The 20,331-nt window shown below is 73.2% G+C and carries 22 protein-coding genes and 1 pseudogene; 14 read left to right on the top strand and 9 right to left on the bottom strand.

All coding sequences use genetic code 11. The features are described from left to right. Nucleotides 1–80: 80 nt before the first annotated feature. Together ABEB06_RS05545 and ABEB06_RS05540 are read right to left on the bottom strand one after the other, a co-directional pair. A complete protein-coding gene (locus ABEB06_RS05545; RefSeq protein WP_345695654.1) occupies nt 81–245 on the bottom strand; it encodes a hypothetical protein in 165 nt (54 codons plus the stop codon). Nucleotides 246–329: 84 nt separating this feature from the next. After that, the gene (locus tag ABEB06_RS05540; RefSeq protein WP_345695653.1) at nt 330–1,223 is read right to left on the bottom strand and encodes an SDR family oxidoreductase; all 894 of its coding nucleotides are present in this window, start codon (nt 1,221–1,223) and stop codon (nt 330–332) included. A 180-nt stretch (nt 1,224–1,403) separates the two neighbouring features. Between ABEB06_RS05540 and ABEB06_RS05535 the strand changes: the two genes are divergently transcribed. The 4 genes from ABEB06_RS05535 (at nt 1,404) to ABEB06_RS05520 (ending at nt 3,370) form a co-directional block, all read left to right on the top strand. Continuing rightward, entirely contained in the window at nt 1,404–1,877 is a 474-nt protein-coding gene (locus tag ABEB06_RS05535) for a hemerythrin domain-containing protein (RefSeq protein WP_345695652.1), read from the top strand. Between the two features lie 54 nt (nt 1,878–1,931). After that, the gene (locus ABEB06_RS05530; protein ID WP_345695651.1) at nt 1,932–2,357 is read left to right on the top strand and encodes an SRPBCC family protein; all 426 of its coding nucleotides are present in this window, start codon (nt 1,932–1,934) and stop codon (nt 2,355–2,357) included. A gap of 312 nt (nt 2,358–2,669) precedes the next feature. Continuing rightward, nucleotides 2,670–2,837, top strand: coding sequence for a hypothetical protein (locus ABEB06_RS05525; protein ID WP_345695650.1), 168 nt, complete (start codon nt 2,670–2,672; stop codon nt 2,835–2,837). A gap of 110 nt (nt 2,838–2,947) precedes the next feature. Next, the gene (locus ABEB06_RS05520) at nt 2,948–3,370 is read left to right on the top strand and encodes an ATP-binding protein (protein ID WP_345695649.1); all 423 of its coding nucleotides are present in this window, start codon (nt 2,948–2,950) and stop codon (nt 3,368–3,370) included. Between the two features lie 8 nt (nt 3,371–3,378). Here ABEB06_RS05520 and ABEB06_RS05515 read toward each other — a convergent pair. Next, a pseudogene (locus ABEB06_RS05515) lies at nt 3,379–3,589 on the bottom strand (diaminopimelate decarboxylase); the annotation flags it as partial. Between ABEB06_RS05515 and ABEB06_RS05510 the strand changes: the two are divergent. Then, nucleotides 3,582–3,938 (top strand): hypothetical protein, encoded by a 357-nt coding sequence (locus ABEB06_RS05510; protein WP_345702122.1) that lies wholly within the window; start codon nt 3,582–3,584, stop codon nt 3,936–3,938. The pseudogene ABEB06_RS05515 and the gene ABEB06_RS05510 overlap by 8 nt on opposite strands. A gap of 240 nt (nt 3,939–4,178) precedes the next feature. After that, nucleotides 4,179–4,853: a DUF6193 family natural product biosynthesis protein gene (locus ABEB06_RS05505; RefSeq protein WP_345695648.1), complete on the top strand. Its 675-nt coding sequence runs from the start codon at nt 4,179–4,181 to the stop codon at nt 4,851–4,853. Between the two features lie 477 nt (nt 4,854–5,330). On the opposite strand, the gene ABEB06_RS05500 is transcribed toward ABEB06_RS05505, so the two are convergent. Then, nucleotides 5,331–6,683 carry an MFS transporter gene (locus ABEB06_RS05500; RefSeq protein ID WP_345695647.1) on the bottom strand — a complete coding sequence of 451 codons (1,353 nt, stop codon included), beginning with the start codon at nt 6,681–6,683 and terminating at the stop codon, nt 5,331–5,333. 26 nt (nt 6,684–6,709) lie between these two features. Here ABEB06_RS05500 and ABEB06_RS05495 point away from each other — a divergent pair, with 26 nt between their 5' ends. Further along, nucleotides 6,710–7,249 (top strand): CGNR zinc finger domain-containing protein, encoded by a 540-nt coding sequence (locus ABEB06_RS05495; protein WP_345695646.1) that lies wholly within the window; start codon nt 6,710–6,712, stop codon nt 7,247–7,249. Between the two features lie 950 nt (nt 7,250–8,199). Here ABEB06_RS05495 and ABEB06_RS39285 read toward each other — a convergent pair. Both ABEB06_RS39285 and ABEB06_RS05490 read right to left on the bottom strand, forming a co-directional pair. Further along, nucleotides 8,200–8,940 (bottom strand): SCO2400 family protein, encoded by a 741-nt coding sequence (locus ABEB06_RS39285; RefSeq protein ID WP_425559576.1) that lies wholly within the window; start codon nt 8,938–8,940, stop codon nt 8,200–8,202. 656 nt (nt 8,941–9,596) lie between these two features. Further along, on the bottom strand, nt 9,597–10,292 hold the full coding sequence (locus ABEB06_RS05490; RefSeq protein WP_345695645.1) for a hemerythrin domain-containing protein: 696 nt from the start codon (nt 10,290–10,292) through the stop codon (nt 9,597–9,599). A 504-nt stretch (nt 10,293–10,796) separates the two neighbouring features. On the opposite strand from ABEB06_RS05490, the gene ABEB06_RS05485 reads away from it, so the two are divergent. Continuing rightward, nucleotides 10,797–11,195: an STAS domain-containing protein gene (locus ABEB06_RS05485; protein ID WP_345695644.1), complete on the top strand. Its 399-nt coding sequence runs from the start codon at nt 10,797–10,799 to the stop codon at nt 11,193–11,195. 114 nt (nt 11,196–11,309) lie between these two features. Here the strand turns inward: ABEB06_RS05485 and ABEB06_RS05480 are convergent, their stop codons facing one another. Continuing rightward, a complete protein-coding gene (locus tag ABEB06_RS05480) occupies nt 11,310–12,572 on the bottom strand; it encodes a phospholipase D-like domain-containing protein (RefSeq protein ID WP_345695643.1) in 1,263 nt (420 codons plus the stop codon). Nucleotides 12,573–12,687: 115 nt separating this feature from the next. Here ABEB06_RS05480 and ABEB06_RS05475 point away from each other — a divergent pair, with 115 nt between their 5' ends. Genes ABEB06_RS05475 through ABEB06_RS05465 form a run of 3 tightly spaced genes read left to right on the top strand, consistent with a single transcriptional unit; the run spans nt 12,688 to nt 16,207 of the window. Continuing rightward, on the top strand, nt 12,688–14,358 hold the full coding sequence (locus ABEB06_RS05475) for a bifunctional phosphatase PAP2/diacylglycerol kinase family protein (protein WP_345695642.1): 1,671 nt from the start codon (nt 12,688–12,690) through the stop codon (nt 14,356–14,358). Continuing rightward, nucleotides 14,358–15,389 carry a YihY/virulence factor BrkB family protein gene (locus ABEB06_RS05470; RefSeq protein ID WP_345695641.1) on the top strand — a complete coding sequence of 344 codons (1,032 nt, stop codon included), beginning with the start codon at nt 14,358–14,360 and terminating at the stop codon, nt 15,387–15,389. Before ABEB06_RS05475 ends, ABEB06_RS05470 begins: the two co-directional genes overlap by 1 nt. Next, nucleotides 15,389–16,207 carry a phosphatase PAP2 family protein gene (locus tag ABEB06_RS05465; protein ID WP_345695640.1) on the top strand — a complete coding sequence of 273 codons (819 nt, stop codon included), beginning with the start codon at nt 15,389–15,391 and terminating at the stop codon, nt 16,205–16,207. The genes ABEB06_RS05470 and ABEB06_RS05465 overlap by 1 nt, the downstream gene beginning before the upstream one ends. A gap of 281 nt (nt 16,208–16,488) precedes the next feature. Here ABEB06_RS05465 and ABEB06_RS05460 read toward each other — a convergent pair whose 3' ends face one another. After that, nucleotides 16,489–17,958 (bottom strand): glycoside hydrolase family 6 protein, encoded by a 1,470-nt coding sequence (locus ABEB06_RS05460; protein ID WP_345695639.1) that lies wholly within the window; start codon nt 17,956–17,958, stop codon nt 16,489–16,491. A gap of 663 nt (nt 17,959–18,621) precedes the next feature. Then, complete coding sequence (locus tag ABEB06_RS05455; protein ID WP_345695638.1) at nt 18,622–18,915, bottom strand: hypothetical protein; 294 nt, start codon at nt 18,913–18,915, stop codon at nt 18,622–18,624. A gap of 6 nt (nt 18,916–18,921) precedes the next feature. Between ABEB06_RS05455 and ABEB06_RS05450 the strand changes: the two genes are divergently transcribed. The 3 genes from ABEB06_RS05450 to ABEB06_RS05440 all read left to right on the top strand — a co-directional run bounded on the left by ABEB06_RS05450 (nt 18,922) and on the right by ABEB06_RS05440 (nt 20,308). Further along, nucleotides 18,922–19,377 (top strand): hypothetical protein, encoded by a 456-nt coding sequence (locus ABEB06_RS05450; protein ID WP_345695637.1) that lies wholly within the window; start codon nt 18,922–18,924, stop codon nt 19,375–19,377. A gap of 74 nt (nt 19,378–19,451) precedes the next feature. After that, on the top strand, nt 19,452–19,937 hold the full coding sequence (locus ABEB06_RS05445; RefSeq protein ID WP_345695636.1) for an NUDIX domain-containing protein: 486 nt from the start codon (nt 19,452–19,454) through the stop codon (nt 19,935–19,937). Between the two features lie 86 nt (nt 19,938–20,023). Continuing rightward, the gene (locus ABEB06_RS05440; RefSeq protein WP_345695635.1) at nt 20,024–20,308 is read left to right on the top strand and encodes a hypothetical protein; all 285 of its coding nucleotides are present in this window, start codon (nt 20,024–20,026) and stop codon (nt 20,306–20,308) included. Nucleotides 20,309–20,331: the final 23 nt, after the last annotated feature.

The following is a 20,331-nucleotide window of genomic DNA, read 5'->3' as shown; positions in this document are numbered from 1 at the left end:
GCACCAGTGGGAGCTGAGGTCGGGGGAGCAGCCCGGCCGCGAGACCGACGCCCTGGCCTGCATCGGACCGCCTGGGCGGGTTACGGGGCTTGGGTGTCGGCGGCCGGCGGTTCGGGTGCGTCGTCCTCTTCGTCGTCGTGGGCGCGAACGTCTGCCGGAGTGGGCGCGGTGATGTTCCGCTGCTCCGCGGAGCGTTCACGGGTTTCCTCGTCGACGTCGGGCTTGTCCTCGTTGTGGGTGCTCATGGGTTTGTGGATCCCTTCTCGTTCTGTCGACGCAGCCTGACTCGGCGTCGGGAGGGTGGTTTTCGGCTGCCGTGGCGAAGGTGGTCAGGGCAGGGGGGTGCCGCCGGTGGCGTTGACGATCTCGGCGGTGATGTAGGAGGACTCCTGGGAGGCGAGGAAGACGTAGGCCGGGGCCATTTCGGCGGGCTGCGCGGCCCGGCCGAGCGGGGACTGCTCGCCGAAGTGGGCGACCTTCTCCTCGTCCATGGTGGCCGGGATCAGCGGCGTCCAGACCGGGCCGGGGGCGACGGCGTTGACGCGGATGCCGTCGGGGGCGAGCTGCATCGCCAGGCCCTGGGTGAAGGCGACGATGGCGGCCTTGGTCATGGCGTAGTCGAGCAGGTGCGGGCTGGGCTTGTAGGCCTGCACGGAGGCGGTGTTGATGATGCAGGCGCCCGCCCGGAGGTGGGGCAGGGCGGCGCGGGTGGTCCAGAACATGCCGTAGAGGTTGGTGCGCATGACGCGGTCGAACTGCTCGGTGCCGATCGCGGCGAGGCCGTCGGGCTGGGACATCTGGTAGGCCGCGTTGTTGACCAGCACGTGCAGGCCGCCGAGTTCGTCGACGCAGCGCGCGACCAGCCGCTCGCAGAACTCCTCGTCGCGGAGGTCGCCGGCGATCGGCAGTGCCCGCCGGCCGGCGTCCTCGACGAGCGCGGCCGTGGCGTCGGCGTCGGCGGCTTCTTCCGGGAGGTGGCAGAAGGCGACGTCGGCGCCCTCGCGGGCGAAGGCGAGGGCGACGGCCCGGCCGATGCCGGAGTCGCCGCCGGTGATCAGCGCGACCCGTCCGTTCAGGCGGCCGGTTCCCCGGTACGTCGCTTCGCCGTGGTCCGGTTCGGGCTCCATGGCGGCGCCGCTGCCCGGGTGGGCCTGGGACTGCTCGGGGAACGGAGGCGTCGGGTGCTGCTCGGTGGGGTCGCGGGGGGTGTGCTGATCGCTCATCACGGCGAGCGGTCTCCTTCACGCAGGTCTGGGGGGCGAGGTACGTGGCCGAGTTTCGTCCCTCGGCCGCGCAACGGCACGCGGGGTGGGGCAGGTGGGTGGTTGGCCGGGCGTTCCTGTCTGCGACCTGGTTGCGTGGGTAGGCGTCAGCGAAAGCCCGCTCCAGGAGAGGAACTGCGCGTGGACGCGATCGTGCTGCTCAGGGAAGACCACAAGACGGTGGAGAAGCTCTTCAAGGAGTTCGAGAAGGCCGGTGACGAGGCGTACGGCGAGAAGCGCCGGATCGTGGAACGGGTGATCGAGGAGCTGACCGTCCACGCCGTCATCGAGGAGGAGGTGTTCTATCCCGCCGCCCGGGAGGCCGCGCCCGACACCGAGGACCATGTCCTGGAGAGTGTCGAGGAGCACCACGTGGTGGTGTGGATGCTCTCGGAACTGGCCGGCATGGACCCCGAGGACGAGCGGTTCGACGCGAAGATGACCGTCCTGATGGAGAACGTGCGCCACCACGTCGAGGAGGAGGAGAAGGACTGGTTCCCCGAGGTCCGCAAGGCCATGGGCCGCAACCGGCTCCTGGAAATCGGCGAACGGCTGGAGCAGGCCAAGCAGACCGCCACCCGTGACCCGCTGAAGGTTCCCAGCGCGCAGAAGTGAACGTCGAGCACGCCCACGCCGGATCGGGTACCGAAGGACGTCGCGACGAGCGAGGTGCAGGAGCCGATCGACGTGGACGTGCCGGTCGGCACCGCCTACAACCAGTGGACGCAGTTCGAGGAGTTCCCGAACGTCATGGACGGCGTCGAGGAGATCATCCGGATCGGCGACGGGAAGCAGATCGGCGCGCTCGACCACCAGCTCAGGGCGACCTCAAGCGCTTCAAGAGCTTCATCGAGGAGCGCGGCGCCGAAACCGGCGGGTACCGCGGACGGCTGCGGCCTCCTGCCGCTGATGAAGCGGGTGCGGGCCCGCACTGCTGTCTGCAGCACTGCTGGGTCCTCGGCCGCGGCAGCAGACCGGGCCGGGCGGTTCGGTGGAGGTGTGCCCGGTCTGCTCGCTTCTCGTGTCGGCGCGGCCGCCGCGCCGCATGATGCTGATTCGTCCTGGGCCGGGGCATTGTCATCCCCGGGTCGGTGAGCGGGCCACCGCGGATCGGACGCACCGGCCGGCGACCGCCTACGGGGAGGGGTGTGACCCGTACGTGTAAGCGTGGGCGCTTCGGGCAGGAGCGGGGCGCATCGGTGAATCCGGTGGTGACACGGCGCCGGACGGGCGGGGGCGCTCGCCCACGCCCGGCCATCGACGTCGACGGCGTGCTGCCGGCCGAATCGGAGCCCGCCGTGGTCGCCCGCTACGGGCTGCCGTACGCACAGGGCGCGGGTCGGCAACACCGCCCCGCCCGCCCCTGACCTCTGCAGAACTGCCGCAGTTCCGAAGGGAGTGGCAGCGATGGCATGGATCCTGCTACTGATCATCGTGGCGATCGTGCTGGGCCTGGTAGGAGCAGTCGCCCACGGGCTGTTCTACCTGCTCGTCATCGGAGTCGTCGTCTTTCTGGCTGCCCTGCTCCTCAGCGCGGCCAGGATGCGGCGGAGCGGCCGGAAACCGACCCGCTGACGCCGATGATCGGCGGTGCGGGTCGCCGACGATCGTCGAGCCACCGCATGCGGCCGGATCCGGAGGGCAGACGACATCCGACCGGGAAAGTACTGCGGAAGGAGCGGGGAATGCCGGCGATGGGCGCGGTGGGCTGGGCGCGCAGCTTCCCCGTCGGAGGCGGCGTGCGCGCGGGACGGGCGTGGGCGCGGGACCACCTGGCGGCGCTGGGATGGGACCGGACCGCACCGGACGTGGCGGACGCGGTGGTCCTCGCCGTGTCCGAACTCCTGACCAATGCGCACGTCCACGCGCGCAGCGATGCGGAGCTGGTACTCGTCTGGGACGGCCGGTGCCTGCTGCTGAGCGTGCACGACCACAGTCCGCTCCTGCCGCGGCCGCGCCCCTCGGGACCCGAGGAGACGGGCGGCCGGGGCCTGGCCCTGGTCCAAGCGGTGGCCGACCACTGGCACACCTACCCGGCACCCGACGGCAAGACCGTCACGGCCTGCTTCCATCCGCCCGCACCGGTCTGCGGCCCCCTGGAGCCGTGACGTCCCCGTCAGCCGACCTCCAGCCGCGGGAGATCCTCCTTCGTCTCCCGGCGGACGATCTCCCGGGCCGCGCCCTCGCGCACCGCCAGCGCGGGGGGCGCAGCGCGTGGTTGTAGTTGCTCGCCGTCGAGCGGCAGTACGCGCCGGTCGCCGGGACGCGATCAGGCCGCCGGGCGTCGGGTCGGCCGGCAGGAAGGTGCCGCGGACCACGATGCCGCCGCGCGGTTCGTCCCCGCTGGTGTACGCGATGCCCGGACCGCCGCCCGCGTTGATCTCCCGGGTCGGCGACGGGCCCGCGCTGATCGTTCGCTCCGGCACCACGAACCGCAGTCCGTCCACGTCCGCCGTTCCCCTCACCTGCTCCTTCACGTCCGTCGTGCGCCAGCGGTGGCGTCGATCTGCCTTCGGCCGGGGCTCGTTCCTCAGCGTCTCCACCATCGACGCCGGGACCAGCGACGCAACCCTGCGCTACGGCCAGTACGGCAGCGGCCGGACCGTGCTGCCCGACCAACTCCCGATGGCGTCGAGGACCGGCTCGCCCAGTTCGTACTGGGTGGCCCTGCGCTAGAAGTCGCCATCTGACCACGCGACGCCGGCTCACGTTCGGCGCGATGCCCCGGCATGACCTCCCGGGCGTCGGGTGGGAGATGCTGCCCCGGTCCGACCGCTCGACGCGTGTGGGGGCAATGGCAGACAGCTCGGCGTGGATACGGCAACTCCGGTGCAACGATCACCCGGTGCTACCCGGGAATACCCCGGGGCGACGAGCCGGTTTCACCCGCGCGCCCTTCGACTCCAACGAGGTGAGATGACCGACCTCCCGCTCTCCGATCTCGCAGCCGCCCTCTCCCGCACCGCAGCCGAGCGCGGCCTCCAGCTGCCTCCCCCGACGGATCGGACACAGCGCCGCGCGGTGTTCGGGGACGAGGACGGCGGGCGCGTCATCGTGCACACCCTGGACCGGGACCGCGGGGTCCACCGGGTGCAGTTCCGACGCCAAGGCGCCAGTCTCGCCAGTGGGATGACGGCCGAGCCCGCCGCCGTGGTCACGGCCGTCGTCGCCTGGGTGAGCGGCGCGAGCCTCTCCCGTACCAAGGAGGCCGCCCCGTTCGTCCACTACGAGCCCTGGGCCCCGGCCCACGAGCGTGAGCCGTTCGGGCCGGTCGAGCTGGCCTGGTGGCACAAGCTCGACTCCGCCCGGCCCCCGAGGGCCCGTCACCCGCTCCAGGTCCGCCAGCTGGCGCTCCTCGAGGCGGCCCACGCCCACCCGGAGCTCCGCCGGCTCACTCCTGGCACCAGCCACTTCGTCGTCTGGTTCTCGACCACCTCGACCTACCCGTACGAGCGCGTCGGGTGCTCGATCGAGCCCCGCATCGACGCGTACGTGGTCCGGTACCCGGGCACCCGGACCGCCATCCACACGGCTACCCCCGAGGAAGCCGTCGCGCTCGCCGTCTCGGCCCTGCCGAAGCCGACTTCCTGACCACGGGGCCGAGCCGGAAGCGACCTGCGAGTTCCCGCCCGCGAGTGTCCGAGAACCTGCGAACTCGTTCACGTCCGCCTTCGACGGGCCGCCCACCGGCGGCGACGAGCTGGCGGGCCGGCCGTACGAGAAACGGTGGGCGGCCCTCGTACGTCGACCGCCCGGTCCACCCGTCGACCTGCCACCGCGAGAACGCCGTCCACGGGCCAGGATCGAATGTCGTCGACCCCCGTGGGGCGGACCGGGCCCGTTCAGCCCGCCTGAGGCACCGGTGCCGCGCCGACGGCGGAAGGCCGGCCGCCCATGGGCGGGGTGCATCAGGGGCCGAGGGCCGAGGCCGGAATCCGCGGCCAGTGCGTGGCCACGGCTACGGCTGTGTGCAGCCGCTCACGGCACGGCACTTGTGCCGCCGGATCTGCGGATCGGCCACGTCGACAGACCGACCCCTGCAGCTTCGATGCCCGGCGAACACCGGTCTCACCGGACGTCCCGGACCGCTCGTGGAGCTCCGTTCGTCCGCCGGCGGCCGCAGGTGGTGAGCGCGATGGTGGCGGCGGTGGCGCAGGAGAGGGCTGCCCAGGCGGGGGTGAAGCTGTGGGTGGTGTCGCGGAGCAGCCCGAGGGCGGGCGGCACCAGGATGACGGCTAGTTGGTTGACGGCCATGACCAGGCCGAGCGCGAAGCCTGTCCGGCCGGGCGGGGCCGACTCCGCCAGGTGGGCGACCCAGGGGCCGTACCAGCCGATCCCGAAGAAGCCGAGCGAGACGAACAGGAAGGCCGCCAGCGGAGGGTACTGGCCCGCCGGCGTCATCAGGGCCGCCAGGCCGGCCACCGCCGCGGCCATGCTGACCAGGACGGGCCGGTAGCGCCCGGCGCGGCTGCGGTCGCTCCACGCCGCCAGGCCGATCCGGCCGACCGCCCCCGCCACCTGGGTCGCCACCAGGACCGCGGCGGTGGGGGCGGGTCCGAGCCGGGTCACGTCGTGCAGGTACAGCGCGCCCAGGACGCCGATGCCGCTGTGCACCGCGACCATGCTCGTCCCGGACAGCAGGATCCTCACCATCGACGGCTCGCGCAGGATCCGCAGCCTGGCCCGCAGCGAAGGTGACGGGCTGCCCGCCGCGAGGTCGGACGGTGTCTCGTCGGGGACGGTGCCCGGGAGCGGGCGGGCGATCGACGTGAGGGGTGGACGCCGGTAGAGGGTGGTGAAGAGCGCGGCACCCAGGAGCGCCACCAGACCGCCCGTCACCAGCGCCGCCCGCCACCCGTACGTCGCGGCCACGGCCGGCAGGGTGGCGGCGGCGATCGCGCCGCCCAGTGGCAGCCCCGCTTGGCGCACTCCCATGGCAAGCCCCCGCCGGCCGGGGTCGAACCAGGCAGCCACCGACTTGCTGCCGCCGGGCTGCGCGGTGCTGTACCCGGCGCCCACCACCAGCAGGACGACCAGCAGCGACGCGTACCCCTGGGCCAGGCTGCCGAGCAGCAGGCCTGCTGCGACGACGGCGGCGCCGATGCCGACCACCCAGCGCTCGTCGTACCGGTCCAGCAGTTCGCCGGCCGCCAGAAGGCCCACCAGGGGGACGAGTTGGGAGGCCGAGAGGAGCAGTCCGAGCTCGGTGGTGCTGAGGTCCAGTGAGCGTTGCAGGATGACGGCCATCGCTCCGATGCCCTGCACGAAGAAGCAGGAGGCCATCTGGGTGAAGGTGGCGATGCCGAGGACCACCCAGCGGTACCGGCTCACGACGGGCTGACGGTCCGTTCGGGGGACGGCGGGGGAGTGGACGGGGCGGCCGCTCGGGGCGGAGGCCCGGGTGTCGGTGGGGTGACGCATGCCGACCAGCCTGATGTAATGGTCTTATGCACCTCAACCCTTACGGCGATGGCGCCGTGAACCTCGCCGCGGACCTGGCCAACCGGCGCCCCGGCACCCCCGAGGAACTGGCGGAGCGGTGCGACGCCGCCGGACTGGTGCTCGAAGGACCGCTGTGCCAGGCCGACTTGGACCGCACCCTTGCCCTGCTGGACACCTGGGAAGGGGTGGTCGACGCGCCCGACGAACGCCAACGGGCCGAACGGCTCAACCGCCTGCTGGCCGTCACGGCCTCCCACCCCCGGCTGACCGACCACGCGGACGGCGGCTGGCACCTCCACTACCGCGACGACCACCTGCCCCTCGCCGCGGTACTGTCCTCACTGATCGCGGTCGGCACCGCGTTCCACCTGGTGGGACGCGGCATGCACCGACTCGGCCGCTGCGCCGTCACCGAGTGCCCCACGATCTTCGCCGACACCACCCGCACCGGACGCCGGCGCTACTGCTCGCAGAAGTGTGCCAACCGCGACGCGGTCCGTCGGCACCGCACGACGCGGGCGAGGACCGACGCCGCCCGCACCTGATCCGCCGCCAGGAGGAGAGTCTCCCGTCGACCGTGTGTCAGCGGGTCGGGGGTCAGGGCGTGCACCAGAACAGGAACGGGGTGCAGGAGGGGCTCGCGCTGCCGCTGGGCGTGGGGGTGCCGGGCGTGGGTGCCACCGGGGAGGCGGGATGGCCGGAGGCCCCGGTGGGGGGCCGCGGGCGCGTGGCTGGACGGCCGGGCCGCGGGGCCGGCCGAGGCGGACTTCGTGGCGGCGGCCGAAGGGACGGTGCTGCGCGACGCGGACGGACGGGCGGTGGGCGACGCCACCGGCGGGGCGTCCGGGACAGTTTCGGTCGGAGACGCGATGGTCGGGGAGGAGGTGGCCGGCGCCGCCGGGGCGCCGGAATCGCCGGAGTGCAGCGCCACCGCGGTGAACCCGCCTACCGCCAGGACGACCGCCGCCGCCCCGAGCACGGCCTGCCACCAGGCCACCCGCCGGCCGCCGACCGCCGCCTCCGGCTCGCCCGGCTGCTCGTCGGCCGTCTCGGAGGCATCGTTCCCGAGGGCGTTGCTCCCGGGCCGGGGAAGGGGAGGCGTCGGCCCGGCCGTCGCGGTCGGGGCGGTGTCAGGTGCGGGGAGCGGGCCGGCCACGATCGGAGGCGCGGACTCCCCGTCCAGCTCGACCGGAGGCATCTCCTGAGTGTCCTCGACGGCCGGGGCGGGGTTCGAGGCGCCGACGGGGACACCGGTCGGGCTGTCGGTCGGGCCGTCGGTCGGGCCGTCGGCCGGGGTGGCCGCGTCGTGGTCCATGCGATCTTCCGTACGTGCTGGTGTCACCCCGCAAGCGCTGCGCGGCGACGGACTGGTTCACCCGCAGACGCGCGTGCGCCCGAAGCCTACGAGCACACCGGTGGGGGTAGTAGGCGGCCCGTGTGAGACTTCTGGAAAGATCGCACGGCGCACGTGTGTCCTTTGGTAAGGGGCCTGGCGTCAGGAGCACCAGAAGAGCACCGGCGTACAGGTCGGCGAGGGCCTGCTGGAGCGGGTGGGCGTGGGGCTGCCCGGGTTCGGCGTCGCAGACGGCGGTGGTGCGGACGCGGACGAAGTGGCCGAGGCACCGCCACCCGTAGCCGTCGCGCCCGAGCCGGCGCCGGGACTGGTAGCGGCGGCAGTGGCCGGAGCGGTGGCGCTCGCGGACGGGCTCCCCGCTGCCGAGGAGGCGGAGGCCTGCGGCTTTCCGCTGTGCTGGGTGGCCGATGGCGAGCCGGAAGCGCCGCGCGCCGGCGCGGTCGCGGTACTGCCGGCACTCGCTGCGCCCACGAGCGGCTGTCCGGCTTCGGTCGCGCCGACCGGGGCCGACGGGCCCTCCGAGCTGCCCGCGGCCGTCACCGCCATCGCGCCGAGACCGCCGATCACCAGTCCCGCGACCGAGAGCATGACCACGCGCTGCCGGCCCCTCGGCTTCCGGCGGCGGGGGGCCGGGACGCTCCCGCGGCCGCGCTGTGGCGCTCCCGCGGGCAGCAGTGGATCGCCCGGCCGGGGCTCCTCCTCGGGGGAGGCGGGAGAGTACGCGATCGGCGCGTTCTGGGGGAAGAAGCCCGCTTCGCCGAAACGGCCGGACACGGCGGCGTCGACCGGCACGGTCGGGTGGACCGGCGCGGCGGAGGTTCCGCACCCGGGGCAGCACAGCGCGCCGTTGAGGTGACGTCGACAGGCGATGCAGTATTCCATGAGGTCTTTCCGTTGTGGATCGTCGCGCAGAGCGGGAGCCTACGTAGCCTTCACCTCGGGCACCAGGGGTCCTCCGTGATGGGTTTGGGGAGATCCCCGGCCGACACGGCCGACCGCGACGCGGCCAAGGAGGTCCTGCTCCGGCTACGGACGACGCACCGCGCGATCACCGTTGCCCCCGGCGCGGCCTGCCTCTGGACGAGCCGCGCGAACGACTACCGTCCCCACGCGAAGCCGCGCGCTGGATCATCACCGCCCCCCGACCGGTACGGCCCGCCGGGCGTCTGCGCAAGCTGCTCGAACACTGCCTGGAACTCCGGCGCACCCACGACCTGGCCCGCGAGTTCGCCGCCATGCTCGACACCCGCGACGCCACATCGCTGCCGGACTGGCTCGGACGACTCGCCGACAGTGGACGTGCACCCCTCGCCTGCATCGCCGCTACTCTGCGCGAAGACCAGCCCGCGGTCGCCCAGGGAATCACCACCCCTTACAACTCTGGAGTCAACGAGGGCCGGATCACCGACGTGAAGCTCCAAAAACGCATCAACGGCCGTTCCGGATCGAGGGGTTCGGCCGGACCCGCTCGCCTCGGTTCCGTACCTGTGCTGTTGCGGGGACCTGGAACACCGCCGTCCCGTACGGGGCATCGGGCGCTACGCGTGCGGGGCTTCGGCCCCGCTCCGGCGGACGCGGGTGGTGGTGCGGTCGTAGAGGCGGGTGCCGAGGGTGTGCCACAGCAGGCGGGCGGGGGCGGGCATCTGGGAGAGGAACATCCGGCGCTCCTGTGCGGTCGCGTCCTCGAGGATCGCGCCGAGGAAGATCAGGAGCTTGGCCTTGGGGACGCTGCGGCGTCCGCGTTCGCCGACCTCGCTCCACTCTCGGGGCGTGATGTGCTGGGCCATCAGGGGCAGGAGGTGTTCCTCCTCGTCGTCCATGTGGGCGGCGGCGTGCAGGTCGAGGGCCCGCAGGGCTTCGGCGAGGCGCAGGGCCGTGTCACGGTCGGCCCGGGTGCGCCACCGGCGCGACAGCTCGGTTGCCGTGGCGAGCGCGCCGGCGATGGCCTCGTGCTGGTCCGCCATCCGTGCCACGACGTCGTCGTCCGGGGCGGCGCGCTCGCGCAGCTTGGGCCACAGCAGGTGGTCCTCGCCCTCGTGGTGTTCGCCCAGGGCGCCGAGGACCAGGTCGAGGTGGTCGGCGAGCACGTCGGTGCGCCGCCGGTCGCCGGGGGCGGCGGCCTCGATCAGATCGGCCAGCAGGGGTATCTCGCGGCGGAAGACGCGGTGCAGGACGACCATCTCCTGCGGGTCCAGACGCTCGTCGGTGGTGGCAGGGTCGGCAGCGGCGGGCATCGGGGGCCGTTTCTCTGAGGGATCGGTGATCATTACCGGGAACCCGCAGCCTAGTGTTGCCGGCCCCGCCGCCGGCAATCGGGGGCGGGGCGCTCATCCTCCGCCGCGGGCCGAATCGAGCAGCCGCACCCTCGTTCGCTGCACTTCGTGTCCGCATCGACGGGGCGACGGGCCGGGAAGTACCGGAGCGGTCCGGGGAAGGTCGCAGATCGGCGTCTCGGCTGCCCGGAGTCGGTCCGACAGGGGCGGAGGCACGTCTGCGGCCGCGGAGAGGGCCGCCCGTGCGGGCCGTCGGGGTTCCTGGCCGGAGCGCACGGCGGGGATGTCCAGGCCGCCAAATGGCTGGACAGAACCGGTCCGGATGTGTGCAGGGTGGAGGGACGGCCCCGCCATCGTGGCGGAGCCGGATGCCCGTCGGCCGTCGCCGCACTGTCTCCCGCTCGACGCGGGATCCGATGCCTCGGCCCACCCCTGAGGTGGAGCCTTCGGTGGGCTTGGAGACTCATGACTTCCCAGCCGCACGACACGGCCACCGTCTACCGGGGGCCGGACATGGACGCTCGGATCACCGCCACGCACGGCGCCGTTGTCTGCTCGCTCGCAGGTGCCCTCCACGCGGACAACGAGGACCACCTCCGCCATGTCCTGGCCCGGTCGCTCGCCCGGTCGTCGGCGCTGCTCGCGGTCGACACGTCCGCCGTCGACCTGTTCACCGCCAGCGCTTTGAACGTGGTCCTGACCGCACGCGGGCAGGCCGGCCGGAACGGCGTCCCGCTGGTGATGGTGGCGCCCAGCCGCAGGGTTCAGCGGGTCCTGCGGATCTCCGACGCCGACCTGGTCCTGCCCGTCTACCCGACCCACGAACGAGCTGTGCGCCACCAGCGCCGGTCACCCGCCGTGTAGCGGGGCTGATAGACGCCCCGGCCGGCCCCGACACGATTCGCACACCCGTCGTGCCACCATCGCTCGCCGCCGGAGCACCGACGCAGCAGGGGTTCAACCGCCGTTGCCGGGGGTTCAGAGGAAGTGCCGGATCGGGGCCGTGGCCGCCTCCAGGGCGCGCCGCGCGACGCCGCGGCGGTGCCAGCGGTCGGGAGTGACGACCTCGCTGCGCGCCAGGTCCTCGTCGAAGTGCCGGTCCAGGCGGGCGGTGAACTCCTCGTCCACCACGGCGAGCACCACCTCCTCGTCGTGGTCGAGCGACCGGCGGTTGAAGTTCGCGGAGCCGATCACGGCCGCCGTGCCGTCCACGGTGAGCACCTTGGCGTGCATCATGGTCGGCCCGTACCGCCAGACCGTGGCCCCGCAGGCGGTCAGCCGTCCGAAGTGCCGTTCGCCCGCGAGTTGGCACACCCGCTTGTCGGTGTGCCGTCCGGGCACCAGCAGGTCGACGGCGACACCCCGCTGGGCGGCGTCGCACAGCAGGTCGACGAAGTAGTCGTCGGGCGCGAAGTAGGCGGTCGCCAGGCGCAGCCGCTCCTCCGCGGAGGAGATCACCACGCGCATCAGAGTCTGCAGGTCCTGCCAGCCGATGCCGGCCGAACCCCGCACCACCTGGACCACGGCGTCCCCCGGCTGTTCGTGCTCCTCGAACCGGTCGGCCGCGTCGTACAGCGTGCCGGGGGCGCACTCGGCCCAGTTCTGCGCGAAGGCGGCGGCGATGCCGTCGACGGCGGGGCCGACCACCCGCACGTGGGTGTCGCGCCACTCGCCGGGGTGGCGGGCGTCGCCGCACCACTCCTCGGCGATGCCCACGCCACCGGTGAACGCGACGCGTCCGTCCACCACAAGGACCTTCCGGTGGCAGCGGTGGTTCTGCTTGAAGGGCGACAGGCGCACCGGACGCCGGAACCAGGAGATCCGGACGCCCGAGGCCTCCATCAGGTCGATCAGGTCGGATTCGATCAGCCGACTGCCGAAGCCGTCGAGGAGCAGCCGCACCCGCAGCCCCTGCGCGGCCTTGCGGGCCAGCGCCCGGGCGAAGATCCGGGCGATGTCGCCGCGCCAGTAGACGAAGGTCATCAGGTCGACGGTCCGCGTGGCCCCGTCGACGGCCTCCAGCATGGCCGGGAAGATCTCGTCCCCGTTGCGCAGCGGGGTGAGGAGGTTGCCTTCGGTCGCAGCGATGCCGAGCAGCCCCTCCAGGCGGCGCCGCAGAGCCTGTCCGCGATCGGGCAGGTCGGAGGCGGAGGCCGCGGTGAGGGTGGACCGGGCGGGCACCGGGCTGCGATCGGGCAGGTCGGGCGTCGGGGCCGGCTGTGGCACGATCCGCGTGGTCATGGTCCCTCCGATCGGGGCGGGTGGCTGTGGCGGGCGCTCTGGTACCCGCTGCGAGCAGATCGACGCCTGCGACGCGCGCACGGATGAAAATCGCGGACCGGGGGAAACGGGTGCCATGACCACGACTCAGCGCAGGACGCCGACGTTCGGCGTACCGGTGACACTGATGGCCGCGGTGGCCGGGCAGGCAGCGGCGCTGACGGCACTCGGACTGCTCATCACCCACCCGCCGGGCAACTGGTGGGACCCGCGCGAGGACGGCCTGGCCGGCCGGCTGGCCGACCACCGCACCGCCGCCCTCACCACGGCGAGCGACTGGCTGTCGGCACTCGCCTGGACCCCGGCGATCGTGACGGTGACGGCGCTCGCCGCCGCTCTGCTGCTGCTCCGGCACCGGTGGCGGCCGGCGGTGCTGCTCGCGGGCGCGGTGGCGCTGCAGGCGGTGCTGTTCGTGACGGTCGCCCACCTGGTCGACCGGGCCCGGCCGGACGTCGTCCGCCTCGACGGGGCACTGCCGACGTCCAGCTTCCCGTCCGGGCACGTCGGGGCGGCCACCGCGCTGTACGGCGGCCTGGGCCTGCTCGCGCTGCGCTCGGTGCGAGGACGGTGGCGGCTGCCGCTGTGCGCGCTGGCGTGGACGGTGCCGGTACTGGTGGCGGCCAGCCGGCTGTACCGGGGCATGCACCACCCCACGGACGTGGTGGCCGGCGCGCTGAACGGTGCGGCCGCCCTGTGGGTGGTGTGGCGGGCGCTGCCCGAACGGGAACGTCCGGCACCGGCGGCCCGGCCGGTACCGGGCAGTCGCGGCCCGGCCGCGCTGGTCTACAACCCCACTGCCGTGGACAGCGCCGTGCTGGAGCGGCTGTCCGCCGTGCTCGTCGCGCACGGGTACGGGCCGCCGCGCTGCCTGCCCGGCGACCCGGACGACTGCGGCCGGGCCGCGGCCCGGCGGGCGCTCGCCGACGGGGCCCGACTGGTGGCGGCGTGCGGCGGCGACGGCACGGTGACGGCCTGCGCCGAGGCCCTGGCCGGCACCGACGCGGTGCTGGCCGTCGTCCCCTGCGGCACCGGAAACCTGTTCGCCCGCAACCTCGGCCTGCCCACCGACCCCGCGGCCGCGCTCGCGGCAGCCCTGGCCGGCCGGGCCCGGCGGATCGACCTGATGCGGGCCGAGGGCGACGGCCTTCCCGCCCGGGCCGCCGCCACGATGGCGGGGATGGGACTGGACGCCGCGGTGATGGCCGACACCGGCCGCACCCTCAAACGCCGCCTCGGCTGGCCCGCGTACGTGGTCGGCGCGGCCCGGCACCTGACCGACCGGCGCTTCGAGCTGGCCGTCGCCGTGGACGGCGCCGAGCCCGTGCGCCGCCGGGTACGGATGGCGGTCGTCGGCAACGTCGGCACCCTCCAGGGCGGCGTGCGACTGCTGCCCGACGCCGCGCCCGACGACGGTGTGCTCGACCTCGTCCTGGTCCAGCCGCGCGGCCCGCTGGGCTGGGCCGGCGCGATCCTGGCACTGCTCACCGGGGAGCGCCGCCAGGGGCCGGGCGCCCCGCTGGAGCACTTCCGGGGCCGGCGGATCGAGCTGACCGCCGCCCGCGCCCGCCCGCGCGAATGCGACGGCGACCCGGTGGGCGACGGCAAGGTGATGACCCTGACGGTCCGTCCGGGCGCCCTGCTGGTCCAAGTCCCCGGCACGCCGCAGGACATGCCCGCCGGGCCACAGGACATGCCCGCCGGACGGGCACCGGCGGTGCCGACAGACACGAAGCGGGAGGCTGCCTGATGGGAACAGCGAGCCGGGTCGGACCCGGTCGGGAGCACCTGTCCGCCGACGAAGCCGTGCTGACACTGCGCCGACAGGCGTGGTGGCCCCTGGCCCGCGACGCCTTCCTGCGCTTCCGCTACGCCGACGGCTTCAGCCATGCCCGAGCCCTGGCGTTCCAGGCGGTGCTGGCCCTGGTGCCGTTCGCCATCGCCGTGGTCGGCCTCGCCTCCACCCTGCACGGCGGTCCGGTCGGGCAGCTGGCCGCCGCGAGCATCGAACGGATCGCCCCGGCGTCCAGTGCGGACATGGTGCGCGAGGTGCTCGACCACAGCCGGCGCCACACCGGCGGCACCCTCGCGCTGTGGTTCGGCGCGCTCTTCGCGGTCGCCAACCTCGTCACCGCGATGTCCCAGATCGAACGCGGCGCCAACCGGATCTACGGCATCGAACGGGACCGGCCGTTCGACCGCAAGTACGGGCGGAGCCTCCTGATGGCAGCCGGTGCCGGCCTGCCGCTCGGCACCGGCTTCCTGGTCCTGGTCGCCGGGCCGCAGGTCACCGCAGCCGCCGACCAGGTGTTCGGACTGGGGACGGGAACCGCCGCGGCCTGGACGCTGCTGCGCTGGCCGGTCGGCGTGCTGCTCACCCTCACCTCCACCGCCGTGATCTTCCGGCGGGCACCCCGTCGCCGCCAGCCCGGCTACAGCTGGCTGGCGTTCGGCGCCGGCCTCCACCTGCTGCTCAGTCTCACCGCGACCTGGCTGCTCAGCCTCTACCTGCGCCTGAGCGGCTCGTTCGACGCCGTCTACGGGCCGCTCAGCGCCGTGTTCTCCCTGCTGGTGTGGGCGTACCTGACGTCCATCGCCCTGTTCCTGGGCCTGTCCTTCGCAGCCCAGCTGGAGGCCGACCGCACCGGACAGCCCGGCCCCGTCCTGCCCGACCCACTGGCCTCCGACCGCCTGGCGTCCGACCGCGCACCGGCCGGCCGGGCACCGGACGACCGCGGACCAGCCGGTCGGGAGCCCGCCGACACCGTGGGGAGCGGATGATGACCGCCCGCCACCGCCGCCCCACCCGACTCCGCCCCTCCCTGCACACCGCGGACCTGCGCCTGGGCGAGCGCCTGCTCGCCTCCGTCGCCGCGTTCGCGGTAGCCGCAGTACCGACCGGACTGCTCCTGGTGCTGATCGAGTCCCACTGGGCACCGCTCCACGAACTCGACTCGGCGGCGGCGGGGCACCTTCACGCCGCGGTGCGTGACCACCCCGCGGTCCTCGCCGTGCTGCGCACCCTCAGCAACGGAGCATGGGACCCGCTCACCATGCGGCTGCTGGTCGCCGCTGCCGTGGCCTGGCTGCTGTGGCGGCGCGCCTGGCGGCTCGCGGCGTGGGCGGCCGCCACCGTGACCGCCTCTGGGCTGATCGGCTGGGCGGTGAAGGCTGCCGTGGCCCGGGCCCGGCCGTCCTTGCCCGATCCGGTCGCACACGCACCCGGCTTCTCGTTCCCGTCCGGGCACGCCATGACGGCGGCGACCTGCTGCACCGTGCTGCTGCTGGTGCTCTCCCCGGCGCTGCGCCCGCCGTGGCTGCGGGCGGCCCGGATCCTGGCGGTGCTGAGCGTACTGGGTGTGGGCTTCACCCGGGTCGCGCTCGGCGTCCACTGGCTCAGTGACGTGCTGGGCGGGTGGCTGCTGGGTCTGGCGCTGGTGGCCGCGACCGCCTGGGCCTTCCAGGGCTGGCGGCGAGACACCGGCCGCGCTGTCCCGCCACCGCTCGTCGAGGGACTGGAACCCGAACTCGCCCCGGACGGCCCCGACCACCCCGAAGAGCCCGCGCATGCTGAGGAGCCGGCGCGCCCCGCCCGCTGAAACGGCCTCAGCCACTCACCCGGAGCGCGTCGACGATGGCCCGGGAGCCACCGCAACTTCGTTGACCGCCGGGCGCGGAGAGCGCCGCCGTACCAAGATCCCGGTCGGCTGAGCACTGCGGATCAGCGACCCGACGGCCCTCAGCAGAACCCCTGAGGCCAACTCGCGCTCTGGTGGCTGGCGCCCTGAGTCGCTGATTCGGCGCATGGACAGTGCGGCGGGCCCGCCGGGCGGAGGGGTTGGTTCCTTCGCCCGACGGCCCGCGATGGTACGGCGGCGCGTCAGGCCGTCGTGCAGGTGGCGCCGTTCAGGGTGTAGGCGGTCGGCGCGGCGTTGCTGGCGACGAAGGTGCCCTGGAAGCCGAAGCTGGTGGAACCACCGGCGGCGAGGGCGCCGTTGTAACCCAGGTCCGTTGCGGTCACGGCCGTGCCGGACTGGGTGACGGTCGCGTTCCAGGCGCTGGTGATCCTCTGGTCACCGGGGTAGGTCCACTTGAGTGTCCAGCCGCTGAGCGCGGCGCTGCCGGTGTTCTTGACGGTCACGTCGGCGGTGAAGCCCCCCGTCCAGGAGTTGGCCTTGTAGGTGATCGCACAGCTCGCGGTGCCCGTGGGCGGCTGTGAGGTCGGCGGCTGGGACGCCGGGGGCTGCGAGGTGGGCGGCTGGGACGTCGGCGGCTGCGAGCTCGGCGGGGTGGACGGCTGGCCGACCGGGTCGGCGGCGTTGACGGCGAGCTGGTACGCGATGTCCGGCGCGAACTGGCCGGCCGCCGCCGCGCAGCCGTCCGCCTCGCCCGGGGGCTTCACCCACAGGAAGGCGTCGATCGCGGTGTCGTTGGTCGCGGCCGTCGGGTAGTTGCCGATCTTCCGGCCGGAGGGGTCGCACCACTGGCTGCCCGCGGGGCCGTTGCCGTTACGGCTGGTGTCGATGACGGCGTGCATGGTCGGCGGGTTGCCGAGCGCCGAGAGGACGTTCTTCGCGAAGGCGACCTCGTTGCCGGTGGTGTTGAAGTTGGAGACGTTGCTGAAGAAGCCGTCGCCGTTGGTGACGGCGCCCGCGCTGCGCAGGCGGTTGGCCTGCTCGGAGGCGCTGTTCCAGGCGGAGTGGCCGGCGTCGTAGTAGACCTTCGCGTTCGGCGCGGCGGCGTGGATGGCGGCGCCCGCTCGGGAGAGCGAGGCGTAGCGGCCGGCCAGGTCTGAGGAGGAGAGGCAGGTGGTGAGCGCGATCGAGTCGGGCTCCAGGACGACGACGGACCGGCCGCTGCCGAGGCCCGCGGCGAACTTGGTGACCCACGCGTCGTACGCGGCGAGGTCGGGGGCGCCGCCGGCGGAGGCACCGCCGCAGTCCCGGTTGGGGATCATGTAGGCGACCAGCACCGGCACCTGTCCGGCCGAGGCGGCGGCCGAGGTGATCGCCCGGACGTCGGAGGTGATGGTGTCCGGGCGGTAGTTGGCGAACCAAATGCCCTGCGGCTGGCTGGCGATCCGCTTGGAGATCACCGGGGTACGGGAGTCGTTGGGGTTCGCGGCCACCCACTTGACGACCTGGGAGGTCGGGTCCCTGTAGAACTGCGTGCTCGCGGGCAGGCTGCCCTGGACGGCGGCGGTCGCACCGGTCTGGCCGGTCAGTACCACGGCGGCGGCGGTCGCGCCGGCTGCCAGGGCGAGGACGACGGCGCGCCGACGGGGCGCGGTGCGGGCGGTGTGCGCGCCGGGTGCCGGGGCGGCACGGCGGATGCCGGGGGAGGTGCTCACTGGGGTCCTCCGTCTTGCTCTCGGGTGGGAGAGGGCCTGAATCGGGTGGTTCGCGGGGAGCAGGATCCAGGGGCGGACCAGTGTGGGAGCGCTCCCGCAGAGCCGGGGCCGATCGTAGCGAGCCAATCCTGTTCGCGTAATCCCTTGTGCAGAGGCAATTTCGATGGCTTCGACAGCCCGTCCGGAGTGCCCTGAATGGGAGCGCTCCCGCACCAGCCAGGATTTACCGATGTCCCGTGGCCGATCCGCCTGACTGCCGCGTCGTGGCCTCGGTCGGCGGATCCCTGACGACGGCCAGGTCGCCGCCCTCGCCTGTGCCACGAGCGGCGACTTGCCCGGCGCCCTCACCCTGCCGCAGGACGCCGAGCCGGCGACCCATGGGAGGACGCGGTCATCGCGGTGCTCACCGCGCTGTGCCGCCCCAGTGACCACCGGGTTGCCGAACGAATGGATCCGGCGAGGGCTGCGCGCTGCGCGATCTCCTCGCCCACGAGGGCGCCCGAGTCCGTCTCGATCCGCCCGGGGTACGGCACCCGAACGGGCTCTCGGTGCCTGTGTCCTGGGCTCCGGCACCCTGTCGGACGCTCTTGAGGCCGGAATCGGTTGTTGGGCCCAGTTCGGTACCCATGATTGGCCTGAGCAAGTCGAGCAAGGTTGCGGAGATCAGTCGATTGATTGGCGATCAGCGACGTCGATCAGGGCCCGGACCCGGTCGTTGAGGACCGTCCGTAGCGTGTGGTCCGTGGTGTGATGGATATGGTGCAGAATCCGGAGCCCGGGTGTCCCAGTCGGAGTGCCGAAGGTGCCGGAAGGCGAGGCTCTGGCAGCACCGTAGTGGTTGACGGGTTCTCGGGCGATGCGCTGGATGAGGGCCTCGAAGACCTCGGCGATATCCAGGCGGTACGAAGATTCCGTGCTGAGACGACAGCCGGCCTGCCGCGTCACAGCTGCGATCATGCTGGGATGGCCCGCGAAATCCTGTTCTTCCTCGCCGCCGACGACGAGGCCGCCGCTACTACGCACCTGCAGGGACCCGGTGCGGCCTTCGAGTCCGTGAGCTCCCGCTTCATCGAGCCAGACACGGCCATTGTCGAGTGGGACATGTACTTCGAGGAGCCCTCGGCCAAGGCCCCGTCGTCTGAGCGGCTGCATGCGTGGCGGCCGTGGCCGGAGTGGGTCGTTCCCCCCTTGAACGACGGGATCGAGGTGATCGCTCTGCCGGAGCGATTGACCCGTGCGCTGGCCGACGCGAGCCCCGCCGAACTGAAAGAGCTCGCCGATCGCTGGACCGCGCGGCTCTGGTCCGAGGATGGGAACGAGATGACGGACGACGATCTCCTGGCGGTCCTCCAGGGAGTCGCCCGGCTCGCGGTGTCTGCGCTGCACGCCGGTGGCAACCTCTACAGCTGGAGCTTCTGACCGTCCTCGATCTGCTGTGCGCCCCGAACTCTGTTACCTGAAAACCCGTTCTTCCCCTACCGGTTGGAGCATCCATGCAGTCCCTGCGCCAGGCCGTCTGCGTCATCGTCCACGACGAGACGGCGGGCAAGGTCGCCTGCGTCCACTACGCCAACGATCCCTGGTCCACGGTCCCCGCCTGGACCGTCCCCGGCGGCAAGGTCGAGGAGGGCGAGCGCCTCGACGAGGCGGCCGCCCGTGAACTGCGCGAGGAGGCGGGTCTGGTCGTCCCCGCCGAGGAGCTGCGGCTGGTCCACACCATCCAGGCCAAGGCCGGCTGGGACGGCGAGGGCCCGTTCCTGCTCTCGGTGTTCGCCACGACGTCCTGGCAGGGCGAGCTGACGAACACCGAACCGGACAAGCACCTCGAGGTTCTGTGGGCCGACGCCGACGCACTGCCCACTCCGATGTTTCCCACCTCGCACGCCGCCCTCACCACCTACCTCTCCGGCGACGGCCGGGGGTTCTCCACCTATGGCTGGGAGGACGGCGAGGACCTGCGCGCCTTCGTCGGCGCCTGAGGCACCCGGACCGCTCCACCTGCCCGCCCGGCCTCCCGCCCGCCGACTGACCCCCGCCGAGCTCCCCGCGACCGAGAGAAGCGGCCGTGTCCGCCGCCGACCGCTGGAACGACCACTACCACCAGGGCAACGGTTTCAGGCCCACCACCGAAGAGGAGCCGTGCTGCTCGCCGAACGCCGAAGGTGAGCAGAACCCGCTCGCACTGGCCGCCGCCGGTCGGCAAGGTCGCGCCCGTCCGGGCGCGGCCGACCTGAAGCCGGGCGGCGTGGCGGGGAGGCGGCATCGCCCCGGTGGGAGGCGCGCCGGAGCCGGTCGGTCCGGGAGACTGCCTCGCCTGCGCGAGATCTTCTCCGCTGAGTCGTCGTCGTAGCGGCCGGGACCTGGTCGCGTGAC

Origin of the sequence: Kitasatospora terrestris (assembly GCF_039542905.1) — a bacterium.
Lineage (GTDB): Bacteria > Actinomycetota > Actinomycetes > Streptomycetales > Streptomycetaceae > Kitasatospora > Kitasatospora terrestris.
This window is presented reverse-complemented; position numbering and strand designations above follow the sequence as displayed.